This is a genomic window from Labilibaculum sp., assembly GCF_963664555.1.
Lineage (GTDB): Bacteria > Bacteroidota > Bacteroidia > Bacteroidales > Marinifilaceae > Labilibaculum.
Genome location: NZ_OY761461.1, coordinates 1,320,678 through 1,335,628, shown reverse-complemented (window position 1 = coordinate 1,335,628; position 14,951 = coordinate 1,320,678). Strand labels below are relative to the sequence as shown.

General features: G+C 33.7%; 17 protein-coding genes. 10 read left to right on the top strand and 7 right to left on the bottom strand.

Annotation, left to right across the window (positions count from 1 at the left end; genetic code table 11):
* Positions 1-32 precede the first annotated feature (32 nt).
* Positions 33-530, top strand: a complete 498-nt coding sequence (locus ACKU4N_RS05420) for an O-acetyl-ADP-ribose deacetylase (protein ID WP_321321337.1) — start codon at positions 33-35, stop codon at positions 528-530.
* Here ACKU4N_RS05420 and ACKU4N_RS05415 read toward each other — a convergent pair.
* From ACKU4N_RS05415 to ACKU4N_RS05405, 3 genes are all read right to left on the bottom strand, one after another.
* The gene (locus ACKU4N_RS05415) at positions 527-961 is read right to left on the bottom strand and encodes a rhodanese-like domain-containing protein (protein ID WP_321321336.1); all 435 of its coding nucleotides are present in this window, start codon (positions 959-961) and stop codon (positions 527-529) included. The two genes, ACKU4N_RS05420 and ACKU4N_RS05415, sit on opposite strands and share 4 nt — an antisense overlap.
* A gap of 98 nt (positions 962-1,059) precedes the next feature.
* Entirely contained in the window at positions 1,060-1,527 is a 468-nt protein-coding gene (locus ACKU4N_RS05410) for a hypothetical protein (protein ID WP_321321334.1), read from the bottom strand.
* Positions 1,528-1,639: 112 nt separating this feature from the next.
* A complete protein-coding gene (locus ACKU4N_RS05405; RefSeq protein ID WP_321321332.1) occupies positions 1,640-3,271 on the bottom strand; it encodes a DUF3078 domain-containing protein in 1,632 nt (543 codons plus the stop codon).
* A gap of 483 nt (positions 3,272-3,754) precedes the next feature.
* Between ACKU4N_RS05405 and ACKU4N_RS05400 the strand changes: the two genes are divergently transcribed.
* On the top strand, positions 3,755-5,134 hold the full coding sequence (locus ACKU4N_RS05400) for a tryptophanase TnaA (RefSeq protein ID WP_321321331.1): 1,380 nt from the start codon (positions 3,755-3,757) through the stop codon (positions 5,132-5,134).
* A gap of 222 nt (positions 5,135-5,356) precedes the next feature.
* Entirely contained in the window at positions 5,357-5,683 is a 327-nt protein-coding gene (locus tag ACKU4N_RS05395) for a hypothetical protein (RefSeq protein WP_321321330.1), read from the top strand.
* Between the two features lie 115 nt (positions 5,684-5,798).
* Here ACKU4N_RS05395 and ACKU4N_RS05390 read toward each other — a convergent pair whose 3' ends face one another.
* Positions 5,799-6,482 carry a PAQR family membrane homeostasis protein TrhA gene (locus tag ACKU4N_RS05390; RefSeq protein WP_321321327.1) on the bottom strand — a complete coding sequence of 228 codons (684 nt, stop codon included), beginning with the start codon at positions 6,480-6,482 and terminating at the stop codon, positions 5,799-5,801.
* Positions 6,483-6,934: 452 nt separating this feature from the next.
* Between ACKU4N_RS05390 and ACKU4N_RS05385 the strand changes: the two genes are divergently transcribed.
* The 4 genes from ACKU4N_RS05385 to ACKU4N_RS05370 all read left to right on the top strand — a co-directional run bounded on the left by ACKU4N_RS05385 (position 6,935) and on the right by ACKU4N_RS05370 (position 9,894).
* Entirely contained in the window at positions 6,935-7,822 is an 888-nt protein-coding gene (locus ACKU4N_RS05385; protein WP_321321325.1) for a hypothetical protein, read from the top strand.
* Positions 7,823-7,940: 118 nt separating this feature from the next.
* Complete coding sequence (locus tag ACKU4N_RS05380; RefSeq protein ID WP_321321323.1) at positions 7,941-8,696, top strand: DUF4197 domain-containing protein; 756 nt, start codon at positions 7,941-7,943, stop codon at positions 8,694-8,696.
* 355 nt (positions 8,697-9,051) lie between these two features.
* Positions 9,052-9,243, top strand: a complete 192-nt coding sequence (locus ACKU4N_RS05375) for a cold-shock protein (protein ID WP_101260022.1) — start codon at positions 9,052-9,054, stop codon at positions 9,241-9,243.
* A gap of 459 nt (positions 9,244-9,702) precedes the next feature.
* Entirely contained in the window at positions 9,703-9,894 is a 192-nt protein-coding gene (locus ACKU4N_RS05370) for a cold-shock protein (RefSeq protein ID WP_101260024.1), read from the top strand.
* A gap of 85 nt (positions 9,895-9,979) precedes the next feature.
* On the opposite strand, the gene ACKU4N_RS05365 is transcribed toward ACKU4N_RS05370, so the two are convergent.
* A complete protein-coding gene (locus tag ACKU4N_RS05365) occupies positions 9,980-10,435 on the bottom strand; it encodes a cold-shock protein (RefSeq protein ID WP_321321319.1) in 456 nt (151 codons plus the stop codon).
* A 289-nt stretch (positions 10,436-10,724) separates the two neighbouring features.
* Here ACKU4N_RS05365 and ACKU4N_RS05360 point away from each other — a divergent pair, with 289 nt between their 5' ends.
* Positions 10,725-11,267 carry a GNAT family N-acetyltransferase gene (locus ACKU4N_RS05360; protein WP_321321317.1) on the top strand — a complete coding sequence of 181 codons (543 nt, stop codon included), beginning with the start codon at positions 10,725-10,727 and terminating at the stop codon, positions 11,265-11,267.
* 18 nt (positions 11,268-11,285) lie between these two features.
* Here ACKU4N_RS05360 and ACKU4N_RS05355 read toward each other — a convergent pair whose 3' ends face one another.
* A complete protein-coding gene (locus tag ACKU4N_RS05355) occupies positions 11,286-11,816 on the bottom strand; it encodes a GNAT family N-acetyltransferase (protein WP_321321314.1) in 531 nt (176 codons plus the stop codon).
* 17 nt (positions 11,817-11,833) lie between these two features.
* Positions 11,834-13,003 (bottom strand): ATP-grasp domain-containing protein, encoded by a 1,170-nt coding sequence (locus ACKU4N_RS05350; RefSeq protein WP_321321312.1) that lies wholly within the window; start codon positions 13,001-13,003, stop codon positions 11,834-11,836.
* 165 nt (positions 13,004-13,168) lie between these two features.
* On the opposite strand from ACKU4N_RS05350, the gene ACKU4N_RS05345 reads away from it, so the two are divergent.
* Positions 13,169-14,131 (top strand): NAD(P)-dependent oxidoreductase, encoded by a 963-nt coding sequence (locus ACKU4N_RS05345; RefSeq protein ID WP_321321310.1) that lies wholly within the window; start codon positions 13,169-13,171, stop codon positions 14,129-14,131.
* 50 nt (positions 14,132-14,181) lie between these two features.
* Positions 14,182-14,949: a type III pantothenate kinase gene (locus ACKU4N_RS05340; protein WP_321321308.1), complete on the top strand. Its 768-nt coding sequence runs from the start codon at positions 14,182-14,184 to the stop codon at positions 14,947-14,949.
* Positions 14,950-14,951 lie beyond the last annotated feature (2 nt).

Here is a 14,951-nt window from a genome sequence, read left to right as displayed (position 1 = left end):
AAACTTGATTTAAACTATTATTCTTTGCAACAATGGAAATTTTAATTGAAAAATCAGATCTAACCAAATTACAAGTTGATGCCATTGTAAATGCAGCTAATGAGAGCCTGCTTGGCGGAGGTGGTGTTGACGGGGCTATTCATCGAGCAGCAGGACCTGAATTATTACGAGAATGTAAAAAATTAAATGGTTGTCCAACCGGTGAAGCAAAAGTAACCAAAGCTTACCAACTTCCGTCGAAGCATGTTATTCATACCGTTGGGCCAATTTGGAAAGGAGGAAATCACAATGAAAAACAACTCCTTCAAAATTGCTACAAGAACAGCATTAAATTGGCCGACAATCTAAATTTAAAAAGCATTGCATTTCCAAATATCAGCACTGGAGTTTATGGTTTTCCAAAAAAAGACGCCGCCGAGATAGCAATTAAAACAATTCAGGAAGAAGCGAAACAACTAAAATCCATTCGCAAAATTATATTTTGCATTTTCGATGATGAAAACCTTAGCATTTATAAAAGTTTACTTTAAATGGATATATCCTCCTCTACTATTTCAGAATAGGTCCAAAATTTGTATTTGCCCCAATTCATCATTTGAACATGGCCTTTTTCCTCTAAAAAATTAATGACATTTTGAGATTTTAATGTTAAATCGCAATAAAAAATCAGCTTAGTTCCCAAAGGTATTTCGGCATATCTATTTTCAATTTCATCAAAAGGATAATTAATAGCAGTTGGAATGTGCCCCAATAGAAAATATTCTTCCTCCCGGGTATCTACTATCCAAATATTATCAACAGGACTTTGAGTTAAAGCAAATAGTTCTTCTGGTTTGCTGTATTTTTTTAATTCTTCTCCATCAACCGAGACATAGCCTGTATAATTAGGAATATGAATAAAATACCAATAAATTCCAAAGCCTATCGCAACAATTGAAACAATAAATAAAAGCATATCCATATAAATATCATTTTTGTAAAAAAGCACCCCTGTATTTACAGTAAAGCAAAAAAAAAATCTCCCAGAAGGAGATTCTAAATTATTTTAGCAAAAAAAAATTAACGTTTCATAGTTGCTATAAATGTGTCTTCATCCAAAAAGAAATCCAAGGCATCATTAATAGAGGGAACAATTACATCCACATGATCAATCACATCTTTATGAATGCCTTCGCCCTGCAATGTAGCAATAGAAACAACTGACTGCACAAACAGCCCAATATCAATTCGAGCATTACCAATTGCAGCAACCTTGTTACTTCCTAATGAAAGCAATATATCTTCTTTTTCTCTCGAGTTATTGGCTTCGTAGTAGGTAATTCCTGTAGAATCAGATAATTCACGTGCATTTCCTCTTTGATCAGAAGAAATCATTACAACATTTACACCAAAGGATTGTAAACGCTGTATTCTTTCGATCACACCAGTAACAATTTCACCCCTTACTGTTAATGTTCCATTCGAATCAACAACTAAAGTGTCAATCTCGATTCTTCCAACACCAGGTACTCTATAAATTAAACTCATCGATTTATACTTTAAATTTAGCTCAGAAAATTAGTATTTTTTACAGTAAGTAAAAAAGGTTTTAAAACATCTTTTATATTGATAAAAAAAATAATCGCCAGAAATTATCCTCCTAAAAGCGATAGCTGATTCCCACCTCAAGATTTTCTTTGAACTGTACTTTTGAGCCTGTGTCATCATCTGATATCAAATGAGTTGACAATTTTGTAGATATGTATTGATTAATTGGCATTAATAATGTTAATTCCCAGTTAACATCTACATTTTTAGGTTTCATGGTGTAATTGGAATATAGTGTTAATTTATTTTCTAAAATCAAATCGCCCCAAAATTTTGTCTTATGAAATACATTAACATAGGAACCAACCTCCTTTTTTACTTTCTTATCTTCATCGATACCAAAAACTGTTTGATCAATTAGACTTGTATCCCGAACAATGGTATATTTAGCGGCAATTGGCGATAATAAAATGGAAAAATCCTTTTTGGGCTTATAATCCATACCAACCGAAGCGATTATATAGGCAGGAGCAAAAAAGGATGATTTCAATATTCTTTCAGCATTATTTGGATACACATAACCTCTAACAGCCTGCGTCTTTAAATTAAAGAGTGCTGAATAGTACCACTTTTTTACAGCTTTCTGTCCATATTTAGTGTTGAATTCTATTCTATCCTCATTTTTGCGAAAGCCATTATCCCCTGATTTTAGAAGACCATACTTAACATCCAATTTATTTTCCCAACTATGATTCCCATAATTATAATTCACAAAACCAGTGGTGGTAAATATGGTTGCAATTGAACTTTCACCTCCTCCGGCCCAGCTATCACTTACATGACCTTGATTAAATGACAAACCGATGGTTGCACCTAATTTCCATTTTTGAGAATAGCGTTTATACTTACTTAATTTAGCTAAACTATACTGATCGCTAGAAATTTTCTCTTCCAATTTCACTCTTGTTCCTCTCATTTTTGATTTTTGAACTGATTGCTGGTATACATCATCATCAACAAGAATGCGAACCGATCGATCTTTGGTATTCTGAACCCATATCCCAATAGAATCTCTTCTGTTTTTCTTCAACCAAAATCGTTTAAAATCTTGTTTCCCATTATTAATCCAGAATTTAATTGAATCATTCTGATAATTTTTCACGCCTAATAGTACTGAATCTCTGCTAATTTCCCGAATCCATTGATGAACCGGATCATTTTCGACATATTCAAATAATTCTTCCAAAGCATGAGCCTTCCAAGAATCATCTGTATCCAACTCTTCAGGTTTTAATAATTCAGGCTGGTAACTCAACACCTTTTCCAACTCCATTTGTTTTTTCACTTTTCGGAGTGCCACTTCAGTCTTTCGTGTTTCAATGTATTTCTTCAGGTAGTAAACCATATCCCGAATACTGTCATTTTTAACGTATTGCAATAAAGTATTCACTGCATCCTGAACAGAATCGGTCTGATGTTTCTTTTTTAAATAATTCATATCCAATTCACGAACTACAAATCGAAACCCCACATTGTCTATATGATGCAAAGGATCAACAAGTAAGTCTAAAACTGTATCATTGGAACAATACTTGATTGAATCAGCCTTATTTTGCTTGAGTTGATAAACAGATTTATCCAATTTTATTTTGTCAGGAAAAACAAAATCTCTCTTAACATTTCGTTGAGAAAAAGAAACTAATGACTGAAGCAGAATTAGCAAAACACACAAAACTCGAATCATAGGGCAATGATCTTTACTTCTTTAAATAGTTAAATGGCTAATGGAAAATCTTATTGAATAAGAAAAATGCCAACTAAATACGGCACATGCAAATTTGTTGAAATTATTTCTTTATAAAAAAAATAATGCTGGTCATTTAAGTTAAAAATTGTGAGTTTTTGAAACTCCAACAAAGGGCTCCAAGAAACAAACGTTTGCATTAAATATCCTATTCTCCTTTTTATTCCGCAGAATTTATTCTATTTTTGGCGAAAGTAGAAAATCAGAAACTATGGAAACAAAATACCAACTTCCAAAACTGACACACAAGGTCTACCTTAACATTAAAAACAGAGACGAGTTTCACTTCTAGATTCGCTCGGGGCATCCTGCCTCAAATTTTTACGTATACATTTACAAAAAGCACATAATTGATATGGGAGAATTATATCCTATAGATAATTACACGGCCATACACCACAATAATATAAACAAAGAAACATTATGAAATTACCATTCGCAGAATCATATAAAATCAAGATGGTTGAAACCATCAAAAGAAGCACTCGTGCAGAAAGAGAACAATGGCTTAAAGAAGCTAATTACAACCTTTTTAATCTAAAGAGTGATCAGGTATTTATTGACTTGCTTACCGATTCAGGTACAGGAGCAATGAGTGATAAACAATGGTCGGCAATGATGTTGGGAGATGAAAGTTATGCTGGTGCACGCTCCTACTACAAAATGAAAGAAGCTGTTAAAAACATCATGGGATTCGATCATTTCCTGCCTACTCACCAAGGCCGGGCTGCTGAAAATGTATTGTTCTCAGTATTGGTTAAAGAAGGAAATATTGTTCCGGGAAACTCACATTTTGACACAACAAAAGGACATATTGAATTCAGAAAAGCAAAAGCTGTTGATTGTACAATTGATGAAGCTTTTGACACAGTAATCGATCACCCTTTCAAAGGAAACCTTGACCTTGTTAAACTTGAATCAGTTCTTTCTACTTATCCAAAAGAACAAATACCAATGATTATTGTGACTGTTACCTGCAATACTTCGGGTGGTCAGCCTGTTTCAATGGCTAATATAAAAGCCGTTAAAGAATTGGCGGCTAAATATGAAATTCCTGTGTGTTTTGACTCTGCTCGTTTTGCCGAAAATGCTTACTTCATTAAAACCCGTGAAGAAGGATATCAAGATAAAACAATTAAAGAAATTGTTAAAGAAATGTATTCTTATGCCGACATGGCAACGATGAGTTCCAAAAAAGATGCGATTGTAAACATGGGTGGATTCATCGGGATGAAAGATGAAAACCTTTGGAAACAAGCATCTACCTACAACATCATGTTTGAAGGATATGTTACCTACGGAGGTATGTCGGGACGTGATATGAATGCACTGGCACAAGGTCTTGATGAAGGAACTGAATTTGAATATCTTGAAACCCGTATTAAACAAGTAGAATATTTAGGCCGCAGATTAGAGGAATTTGGTGTTCCGTTTCAAAAACCAATAGGAGGCCATGCAATTTTTGTTGATGCCAAAAAGATATTAGCTCACATACCAAAAGAAGAGTATCAAGCACAAACTTTAGGTTGTGAATTGTATTTAGAAGCTGGAATCCGCGGTGTTGAAATTGGTACAATTTTAGCCGATAGAGATCCTGAAACGAGAGAAAACCGTTATCCGGCTTTGGAGTTGCTGCGCCTGGCAATTCCCAGAAGAACCTATACCAACAACCATATGGATGTTGTTGCGGTTGCTCTAAAAAATGTTTATGATCGAAGAAATGAAATTAAACATGGGTTTAAAATTATTGACGAAGCCCCAATTATGAGACATTTCACTGTTCAACTACAAAAAATCGACTAATAAAAAATCAGAAAATACATCATCAGTAAAATGCTTCCTTCGGGAAGCTTTTTTTTTGGTCTAAATAAAGAATTCTATCCTTAATGATTTTTTATTTTTTCGTGACTTTAAAATTGCTTATTTTTAATTACGTATTAGAAAGATCAGATTATCAGACAACAAAAGAAAAACCCACAACATTTAAATAAAGAAAAAAAGAAGCAAACCCTAATATCCAAACCTATGACTACAATTGACTTAAAATTAACTCTTCAATTAAAAGAGAATGAATTTTTTAAGGTAGGCGAACACATTTTCACCAAAAACGAAAATCTTAAACCGCTTGAAAATCAATTACATTTTTGTGGTTCATGTGCTATCGAAGTATTCAAGGAGTACGAAAGTTCTCTAACCATGGAAATCATGGATCGTTGGTCAAAATTGACGAAAGCCCTAAATCAATCAACCTCTTGTTGTGCTGTTTGGGATGATCGAAAAATTATAAAAGAATTGGTCGACAACAATGAGCATTCTGTTTCCTGGTATGTTAAAAACTGCAGAATTTGTTAGCTGCAGAAATAAAATTATCCTGAGGCTGTCTCAAACACAAACTTTTTTTTTATTCAATATAGAGAAACATCAGTATATCTAAGAATCGACCCTCCCTATTTTGAGTCAGCCTCTGCTATAAAATGCAATAATACACCGCAATAAAGTGAGAAACACTACCTGAAAAAACAAATAAATGCCATATAAAATGATTGAATGGCAACTTTCTCCAAACATAAAAAGCCACACCCAACATATAAAAAATACCGCCTGCAATTATCCACTGCAAACACAAAGCAGGCAGAGATGAACTAAACGCAGAGAAATTAAAAAACAGAATCCAACCCATAAATATGTATAACATGAGAGAAATCCAACGATATCTTCCTAATAAAAATATTTTATAAAATATTCCAACAACCACCAATCCCCACAAAATCATCAAATAGAGTCTACCAACCTGATTATTTAAATAAATAACAAGAAAAGGCGTGTAAGTTCCTGCAATCATAAAGAAAATACTAATATGATCGAACTTTCGAAATAATTTACGATTTGGACTTCCAGCCATATAATGATAAACAGTTGATGAAGCATATAGTAAATTAAATGCGACAACAAAGAGCATGCATGATGTAAATCCGTAAATATTCTGCGTTTTGTAAGCTATACTTAACAACCATACTCCTGCAGGAATACCAAACAGCAAGCCCAGTCCATGAGAAAGCCAGTTTGCAAACTCATGAATTGCCTCTTTATCGGATGAAAATCTTTTCTTCTCCTCCTTGGTCCAACTCACAAGCAATAAAATCCATTTCATCTGTTTACAATTTTTTGATTAAGGTCAGATGGAACTTACCATGCTGGAATAATCATCCCCTGTATGTCAAAATCACCTTAGCATGGACGTTTCATCTGTTTATATTTTTTATTTTATGGTCATATGAAACTCCCAAATTACACTCATTCTTCCTGAATGTAACACTTTTTACCTGATCGTTTCATATTGCCCAATTTAAATATCCGATTCTTACATCCTTTTTGGAAGGAAAATCAAATTTCAGTAAAAGATTCGATGTAGCAAAATTAATAATACCTCAATTTACAATCATTTAAAATAGATTGGGAAGTGCCATATTAATTGAAGTTTTTGTCGATGAACACATTTAGAATAATACTTACCATTAAAATTTCTTTCTTCCAGCACAGTCTATCTATTTTCATATTTATATATTAGAACTTCTAAACATCTTAATAACTACAAATAATACTATGAAGAAAATAATCCTAATTCTGATTTGCTTTGCCTGGATACAGATTAGCAATGCACAAGAAAATAAAATGTCTCCTTTCTTTAAGGTTGGAACCTCACAAACGGATATCATTTCACTGGTTTCAAGCATAAAACAAAATCTTAAAGCAAACCAATTTACCGTATTGGGCGAATACCAACCTGGCGTAAACCAAGAACTTTACGTTATTTGCTTTTCCCGAAATGATCTAAGCCAATTGTGCCTAAAATCAGAAGACAGAGGCGCTTTGGCCAGTATTCTTAAAATTGGTTTGGTAAAAAAAGGAGAAAGCACTACAGTAAGTATAGTTAACCCAGACTATGTTTTTTGCGCCTATTTAAGTAACTACGAAACAGATAAACCTTTGCTTTCCAAGATTACTTCTGATGTTAAAAAATCACTATCAACAATAGGTGATGAGTTCGCTCCATTTGGCGGAGAAGTGAAAGAAAGCTCACTAAAAAAGTATCATTACAAAATGATGATGCCATATTTTAGTGATCCTGTTGTTTTAAATGAATTCGAATCATTCGAAGCCGGACTAGAAACTATCCGTAAAAATTTAAAAGCTCGAAAAGGAAATGCTGATTTAATTTACGAACAAATATTTGAAGACAAAAACATAGCCGTATTTGGAATCGGTTTATTAGACTCTGAAGATGGAGAAAAACAATTTCTTCCAATAATTGGAGAAGATCATGTCGCAGCTATGCCTTATGAAATTATCCTGGAAGGAAAAGAGGCAAGTATGCTGCATGGTAAATATCGTTTTGCCTTGTACTGGCCAGAACTAACTATGGGAACATTTATGAAAATAATGAGTACCCCTGGGGATGTAGAAGATTTTATGAAAGCAATAACCGAGTAAATACAACTATCGATTGTAAAGCCTGCAGAAAATTGTGCAGGCTTTTCTTATTGAATTTCATATCATTTTTTGATACCTTGCCGCGCTTGAAAACAAACAAATTCATTAAAGCAAAATTATGCACAAAACAATCTCAATCATATTAATTAGTTTCCTATTTGCTTCTTGCGCAGAGTTGCAGCCTTTCATAGATCAGTATGAATTCTCACAGCCAAAACCTTTATCCAGCAACGAAGTCAGCTCTGGATTAAAAGAAGCATTAAAAATTGGTAGTAAGAATGCATCGAACCTGTTATCCTTACAGGATGGTTTCTACAAAGACGAGTTGATTAAAATACTACTGCCTCCAGAGGCACAAAGCATTACTAAAAACATTAATTTGATACCTGGAGGTGCAGAATTAGTAGATAAGGTAGTTCTTAGACTTAATCGCGCAGCTGAAGATGCGGTTTCTGAAGCGGCACCGATATTTGTTTCAGCAATTACCGAAATGACAATTGCCGATGCGTTTGCCATACTTAAAGGAGAGAACAATGCTGCAACCACATATCTTCAAAATAAAACTCAAAGTAAATTAAAAGATCTGTTTATGCCCAAAGTAAAGGCTTCCTTAGATAAAAAGCTGGTTGCTAATTTATCTACGAATGAATCGTGGAGTTTATTAACGAAAAATTACAATGCTGCAGCAGGAAGTTTTGCCGGAAAGTTAGCCCGTTTAGAGCCAATAAATACCAAGCTCGATGCATATGTGACCGAAAAAGCTCTTAATGCTTTATTTCTTAAAGTTGCAGATGAAGAAAAGTTAATCAGAAAAGACCCTTTAAAAAGGGTTAATGACCTCTTAAAAAGAGTATTTAGTGAGCTGGATAAGTAAAATAATCTATTCTCATTACTAAAACAAGACTAAATTCGTTTAGACATACCCTCCAAACACAATCATTACACTCTCTATTTCAACTAATTACAACACGAGAATGAGTCTTTCTTCAAATATTTATCAATTTTATACTCCAAATTAAAACTATTCTGCACTTAGTTAGGATAGCGTAAAAGTTTAATATATCTTTGCAATGTTTAAAAGTCTAAAAGGAGATTTATTCTCCACCAATAATTTCAATATCATTCGTTACTATTTGTTTCTTTTAGAATAAAAATAATAAGTTTGTTACTGCTAATTACTAAATTTGAGTCTTTAAACGTTTAATTTATTATTTTTAAAAAACATTACAATGGAAGGAACAGTAAAATTCTTTAACGAATCTAAAGGTTTTGGATTCATTAAGCCAGACGATTCAAGTGAAGACATCTTTGTACATTCAACAGGTCTTATTGACGAAATTCGTGAAAACGATAAAGTTGAGTACGATTCAGAACGTGGAAAAAAAGGTATGAATGCCGTTAACGTAAGAGTTATCGACTAATTCGTATTACTTTTATACAAAATAAAAAACCATCCAACAGGGTGGTTTTTTTTGTTTATAAATCAGCAAATAAAACCCGACAGTTTTTTTTCAAATATCAGCTTTAAATTTCCAACCTATAAAATTAACTTCAAGAACAAATACCTCCTCCTTTTCAGATCTGCTCACTCCTTCTCCCAAAGAATCGCCATAGACAAAACTGTTAAAATTCAACCAAACAAAATCCATAATCACCTCACAAAAAGCATCATTATAGAACTCAAAACTTTGTTCTTTATTTTTGGATTGAAAAATTGTTTTTTTTATATTTGTTTAGTTCGAAAGTCTTATTAAATAATAATTTCAATACCATTCATTACTATTCATTCCATTTAGGAATAAAAATAATAGAACTGTTACTGGCAATTAAATAAGAATATAGACTTTAAACAAACATCTTATTATTAAAAAAACATTACAATGGAAGGAACAGTAAAATTCTTTAACGAATCTAAAGGTTTTGGATTCATTAAACCAGCAGATTCAAGTGAAGACATCTTCGTACACTCATCGGGTCTTATAGACGAAATTCGTGAAAACGATAAAGTTGAGTACGATATGGAAAAAGGAAGAAAAGGTATGAATGCAGTAAACGTAAGAGTAATCGACTAGTTCATATTACTTTCATACAAAATAAAAAACCACCCCAAAAGGGTGGTTTTTTATTTCTTAAAATTGTAACAACCGAAAAGGTTATCTATTTTTTAACTAAAGTAACATTTACAGCATTCATCCCTTTAGGACCACGCTCAGTTTCAAAGTTAACTTTATCATTTTCACTTACAGAATCTACAAGACCATTGATATGAACAAAAATACTCTCCTTGGTTTCTAAATCCTTGATAAAACCATATCCTTTACTAGTATTGAAAAAAGATACAACACCCTCTCTTAAAGGTTGTTCAAAATTACCATCATCACTATTCCTTGCACCAAGAACAATATCTTCTTCGTTGATCTCTTTCTTCTTTTTAGTTGGATCTGGTGGAGTGTCACTCAAATTGCCAAACTCATCTGTGTAGGCAAGCATTTCTTCGAAAGTACGACCTGGATTGGATTTACGTTCCTCTTTACGCGCTTCTTTTTCTTTTCTTTTCTGGAGTTTTTGCTTCTCTTTCTCTTTTTTGTTGTAAGTTTCTTTTGGTCTTGCCATAGCTTTTTTAAGATTCGAAATTCATTATAATCCTTCAAAAATTAAATACGATAATTAATACTTCTATCTGATCATTTCTTAAAGGTTCTGCAATGTACGGAATTATTCTCAACAAATTGCTAATTATTTATCCTCAAGGGTATAATATGCACCTGAATATGACAAATTTAAGCTGTATTTCCAATCATTTCTTTCATATGAAAAATCAAATTTGTGAGATTTAAACTCCTATTTGCAAAATCCACTCAGGAAAATTATCTTTCCTGTCTTCGAAACAAATAGATTGATTATGGAATTACTGTCAGAAAGATTATGCTTACAAAGAATTCAAAATAAACATGCTAAAGAAATATTCGATTATCGTTCAGATGTAAAAACCAATCAATACCAAGGCTGGATTCCGAAAAACATTGATGATGTTTATGATTTCATCAACAATAGGGTTTCCAAAAGCATCAATCAGATTGACACGTGGTATCAATTGGTAATTATCTGTAGAGAAGATCAGAAAGTGATTGGTGACATTGGAATTCATTTTTTAGATGCAGACGAAAAACAAGTCGAACTTGGTTGTACCCTGGCAAAATCTTATCATGGAAAAGGCTTTGCAAACGAAGCTTTGTCAGAAGTAATTAAATTTCTTTTTACTCATTTAAACAAACATCGTATTACTGCTTCGGTTGATCCTGCAAACATAAAATCGATAGCAATGCTAGAACATTTAGGTTTTCGAAAAGAAGCTCATTTTGTAAAAAGTATCCTTATTAATGATGAATGGGTTGACGATGTAATTTATGCAGTTCTTAAAAACGAGTGGATAAATAAAACCTGAAAAAATCAACAATTATTCCTATTCCAAAACTTTTAGCTTTTTATTGAACACCCAGTTTTCGTATTGATTTTCACCCATTTCGAAAAAGCACTTTCCTGCCACCAAATAATTGCGGCAATGATAAAAATCAAGAGCATTTTGGTTTTGGTAATAAGCTGTGAGCCATAAACCCGAACCATTATTCTTTTCCACCTCCTCTTCAGCATGGACCAAAAGTCTGGAACCTATTCCCTGTCCATGAAAATGTCTTGACACATATAGTACCGACAGCTCCGGATCTGTAATATCTTTTATCGGACAAGAAGTATCATAATCCAGTTGGGAGCACGCAATTAAACACGAATCCTTCTCAACTAAAAATATTTTTTTGTTCGGATTCAGAAGTAAGGCTTCAGTTTTTTCTTTGGTGATTTCAGAAGCTAAATATTCTGCATATTCATTATTGATCCCTCCCGTAGCATAGGTGTCCAGCCAAACTTGAATTTTAAGCATCACAATACTAATAGCATCTGAAATTTCGGCTTTACGAATAATAAAATCAGTAATCATATCGCTATAATTATATTTTAATGAGATGCTGCAAGGACAAAATCACGTAGATCAGAAACTAAAATCTCTTCAATTTCACGAAACTTATCTTTTGGAGTTTTAGTAAACAGCATCCCAAAAATAGAGTACATTTTATAATCAATTTTACGTAATTCCAGTGGATTACAAAATTGCGCCAGTAATTTTTTATAATCAAAATGTGTAATTTGACCAGATGGTATTTTAGTCGAATTATCTAAAATGATCAAAGAATAAATCTCATCATCCATTTCTTTTAAGATCAGATCCCAATCGGGCTTTATATTGCTTAAAAAACAATGATATGAATTTAATTTAGTTGCCAAATAAGTCAAATCTGCCGTAGTACACCAGCCACCAAACCTCATTGGGTTCACTTCAATCGGTATTAGTTTACCCATTTCGTCCACACGAACTTCGATGTGAACAGGAAAATTTTTCAATTCAACTTGTTCCCCAAGCTCCTGCACAAACTGCTTGAATTGTGGGATATATGCCCGAATCAATTCTTTTGAGGTGCAATAAACACGATCACTAACATCCTTTTCGGAAGCAAAAAGGTGCTTTAACACTCCCAACACAACCGCTTCGCCGTTCTCATCAAAATAGGCATCGAAAGCAAACTCATCACCAGCAATTACCTCCTCGATTAAAAAGGAAGATGCGTTTACCACCTCGATAGGAAATAAAGCCTGAGCATCAGTAAATTCCTCACAAATCAATTGCTTCACCCTTAACCAATCATCCTCATTTACAACCTTATGAACACCCAAACTTAAAAAACCTACTGCCGGCTTAATTATAAACGGCATTGGTAATTCTGCGGGTTGAATTTCATCCAAATCCTTAAATAATACCTCCTTAAAAAAGAAATCAGGATACATCCCCTGAATCAATTTCCGGAATTCAATTTTATTTTTAAATACATTAATGTACTGCGGTAGTTTGGTAAAACTTAAATGGTTTACAACCCAATTGATAGAATTCTCTGAATTGGTATAAATACGGCTATTCGTATTATCTCTAAAATGTTGAACAATCTGTTCTGAACTAATCAATAAAAGCTCTCCCTTTTCAGTAACATTACCTGTATCCAGGGTTGGGAAATTATATTTTACAATGGTCTCTTTAAGAAACTTGGAAACGTATGGTTTATCTAATAAAATCATGCAACAGCTGTGTTAATTGTTTGGTTGGGTTTTTAATCCCAAACAAAGCTACGAAATAAGTTCGTGGAAATCCTCTTTTGTAAAAGGACCGGAAAATGGTATCACTTTGGATGATTAATTCTAATTCGTACCTTTTGAGCTCTAAAATCATTAATCTGCATATCTGTGAAAAACAAAATACTGATTACCTACTCTATTCCTAAAGAAGGACTTACCGAATTGGAAACTCATTTTGAATTGATTTATCCTGAAAAGGAATCCTTCACAAAAAAGGAATTAATTGAACTCATCCCGGACTGTATTGGTTTGCTATCTATTTTTAATCGAGAAATATCGGCGGATATAATAAAAGCTGGAAAAAAACTAAAAATTATCAGTAATTACGGTGTTGGCTTTAATAATATCGATTTAAATGCAGCAAATGAACAAAGAATTATTGTTTGCAATACTCCTGAAGCTGTTTGTGAACCAACTGCTGAATTGTGCATGGGGCTCATGTTATCACTGAGCAGACAAATTTCGGCATGCAATTATGAATTAAAAACAAATCCGGAATTTGAATGGGGAGTGATGAAAAATTTAGGAAGCACACTTCGAGGAAAAACATTAGGCATTATAGGGATGGGCAATATTGGTAAATCGGTTGCCGAAAAGGCAATGGTTTTTGGTATGAGTATCGCTTATCACAACAGAAAACCCATTTCTGAGCTTAAATGGAAAAATGCAGTTTATATGAATTTACCGGATCTACTTGAAAAATCAGATGTAATTTCCCTACACTGCCCCTTAACTCCCGAAACACATCATTTATTAAACGAAAAGAAGTTCATGAAGATGAAAAAAACGGCCTTTCTAATTAATACGTCCCGAGGTGCAGTTGTTAATGAAGAAGACTTGGCCAGAGCTTTGGAACAAGGTGAGATTGCCGGTGCCGGACTGGATGTTTTCGAGAATGAACCCATTATTCATCCAAAATTATTAAAGCAGAAAACAGCTCTTGTAGTACCGCATATTGGCACTGCCACAATCGAAACCAGAATTGAAATGGGCAGAGAAGCCAGTCAGAACATCATCGGCTATCTAAAAAATGGAATTACAAAAAACAGGGTTAATCAGGCTTTTTTTTAAAGCTTTTACCGATCTTTATCTGTAGTTAAGCAATAAATACAATCCAACATATGCTTTTAGCCATTGACATAGGAAATTCAAATGTGGTTTGCGGTTTATCCAGCAACAATCATTGGGCAGAACAATTTAGAATTCACACTGTTGCCAACAAAACATCCGATGAGTATGAAGTCATTTACAGAACATTACTAGCGAGCCGGAATATTGATTTAAAAGAAATTGACCGGGTAGTTCTGAGCAGCGTTGTTCCCTCCCTGATACTTCCTATTCGTGAGATGATTCGTAAACTGTTCAATCAGGAAGCTTTGGTTCTTGGTCCGGAATTGTATCCGCGCTTGGATATTGGAATAAGCAATCCTTATGAAATAGGAACGGATTTAGTTGCCAATGCCGTTGCTGCTCACAACAAATATTCGGGCAATTGCATCGTTGTAGATTTTGGTACTGCTCTAACTTTTACTGTAATAAAAGCAGATGGAAATTTGCTGGGTGTGACAATTGCTCCCGGACTTAAAACTGCCATGGCATCGCTTTCTCAAAAGACAGCTCAATTGCCAAATGTCGATCTGGTGGTTCCACCTTCCTGCATTGGGAAAAATACTGTTCATGCCATGCAAGCTGGTATTATATTAGGATACAAAGGTTTGGTTGAATCACTTCTGACGGAAATGAAAAAAGAAATGGAAGGAAAAACTACTGTAATTGCTACCGGTGGTCTGGCTCCTGTGATGCTTCCCATTCTAAATATTTTCGATCATCATGAGCCAATGTTAACCCTCGACGGGCTTAAAATCATTGGAAATAAATTTTACAAATAAAA

Bases quoted from the DNA above. Each gene is read 5' to 3' on its own strand.
- ACKU4N_RS05365 (WP_321321319.1), bottom strand. From the start codon at position 10,435: ATGGCAAGACCAAAAGAAACTTACAACAAAAAAGAGAAAGAGAAGCAA.
- ACKU4N_RS05340 (WP_321321308.1), top strand. From the start codon at position 14,182: ATGCTTTTAGCCATTGACATAGGAAATTCAAATGTGGTTTGCGGTTTA.
- ACKU4N_RS05350 (WP_321321312.1), bottom strand. From the start codon at position 13,003: ATGATTTTATTAGATAAACCATACGTTTCCAAGTTTCTTAAAGAGACC.
- ACKU4N_RS05355 (WP_321321314.1), bottom strand. From the start codon at position 11,816: ATGATTACTGATTTTATTATTCGTAAAGCCGAAATTTCAGATGCTATT.
- ACKU4N_RS05370 (WP_101260024.1), top strand. From the start codon at position 9,703: ATGGAAGGAACAGTAAAATTCTTTAACGAATCTAAAGGTTTTGGATTC.
- ACKU4N_RS05385 (WP_321321325.1), top strand. From the start codon at position 6,935: ATGAAGAAAATAATCCTAATTCTGATTTGCTTTGCCTGGATACAGATT.
- ACKU4N_RS05405 (WP_321321332.1), bottom strand. From the start codon at position 3,271: ATGATTCGAGTTTTGTGTGTTTTGCTAATTCTGCTTCAGTCATTAGTT.
- ACKU4N_RS05415 (WP_321321336.1), bottom strand. From the start codon at position 961: ATGGATATGCTTTTATTTATTGTTTCAATTGTTGCGATAGGCTTTGGA.
- ACKU4N_RS05410 (WP_321321334.1), bottom strand. From the start codon at position 1,527: ATGAGTTTAATTTATAGAGTACCTGGTGTTGGAAGAATCGAGATTGAC.
- ACKU4N_RS05360 (WP_321321317.1), top strand. From the start codon at position 10,725: ATGGAATTACTGTCAGAAAGATTATGCTTACAAAGAATTCAAAATAAA.
- ACKU4N_RS05375 (WP_101260022.1), top strand. From the start codon at position 9,052: ATGGAAGGAACAGTAAAATTCTTTAACGAATCTAAAGGTTTTGGATTC.
- ACKU4N_RS05395 (WP_321321330.1), top strand. From the start codon at position 5,357: ATGACTACAATTGACTTAAAATTAACTCTTCAATTAAAAGAGAATGAA.
- ACKU4N_RS05380 (WP_321321323.1), top strand. From the start codon at position 7,941: ATGCACAAAACAATCTCAATCATATTAATTAGTTTCCTATTTGCTTCT.
- ACKU4N_RS05420 (WP_321321337.1), top strand. From the start codon at position 33: ATGGAAATTTTAATTGAAAAATCAGATCTAACCAAATTACAAGTTGAT.
- ACKU4N_RS05400 (WP_321321331.1), top strand. From the start codon at position 3,755: ATGAAATTACCATTCGCAGAATCATATAAAATCAAGATGGTTGAAACC.
- ACKU4N_RS05390 (WP_321321327.1), bottom strand. From the start codon at position 6,482: ATGAAATGGATTTTATTGCTTGTGAGTTGGACCAAGGAGGAGAAGAAA.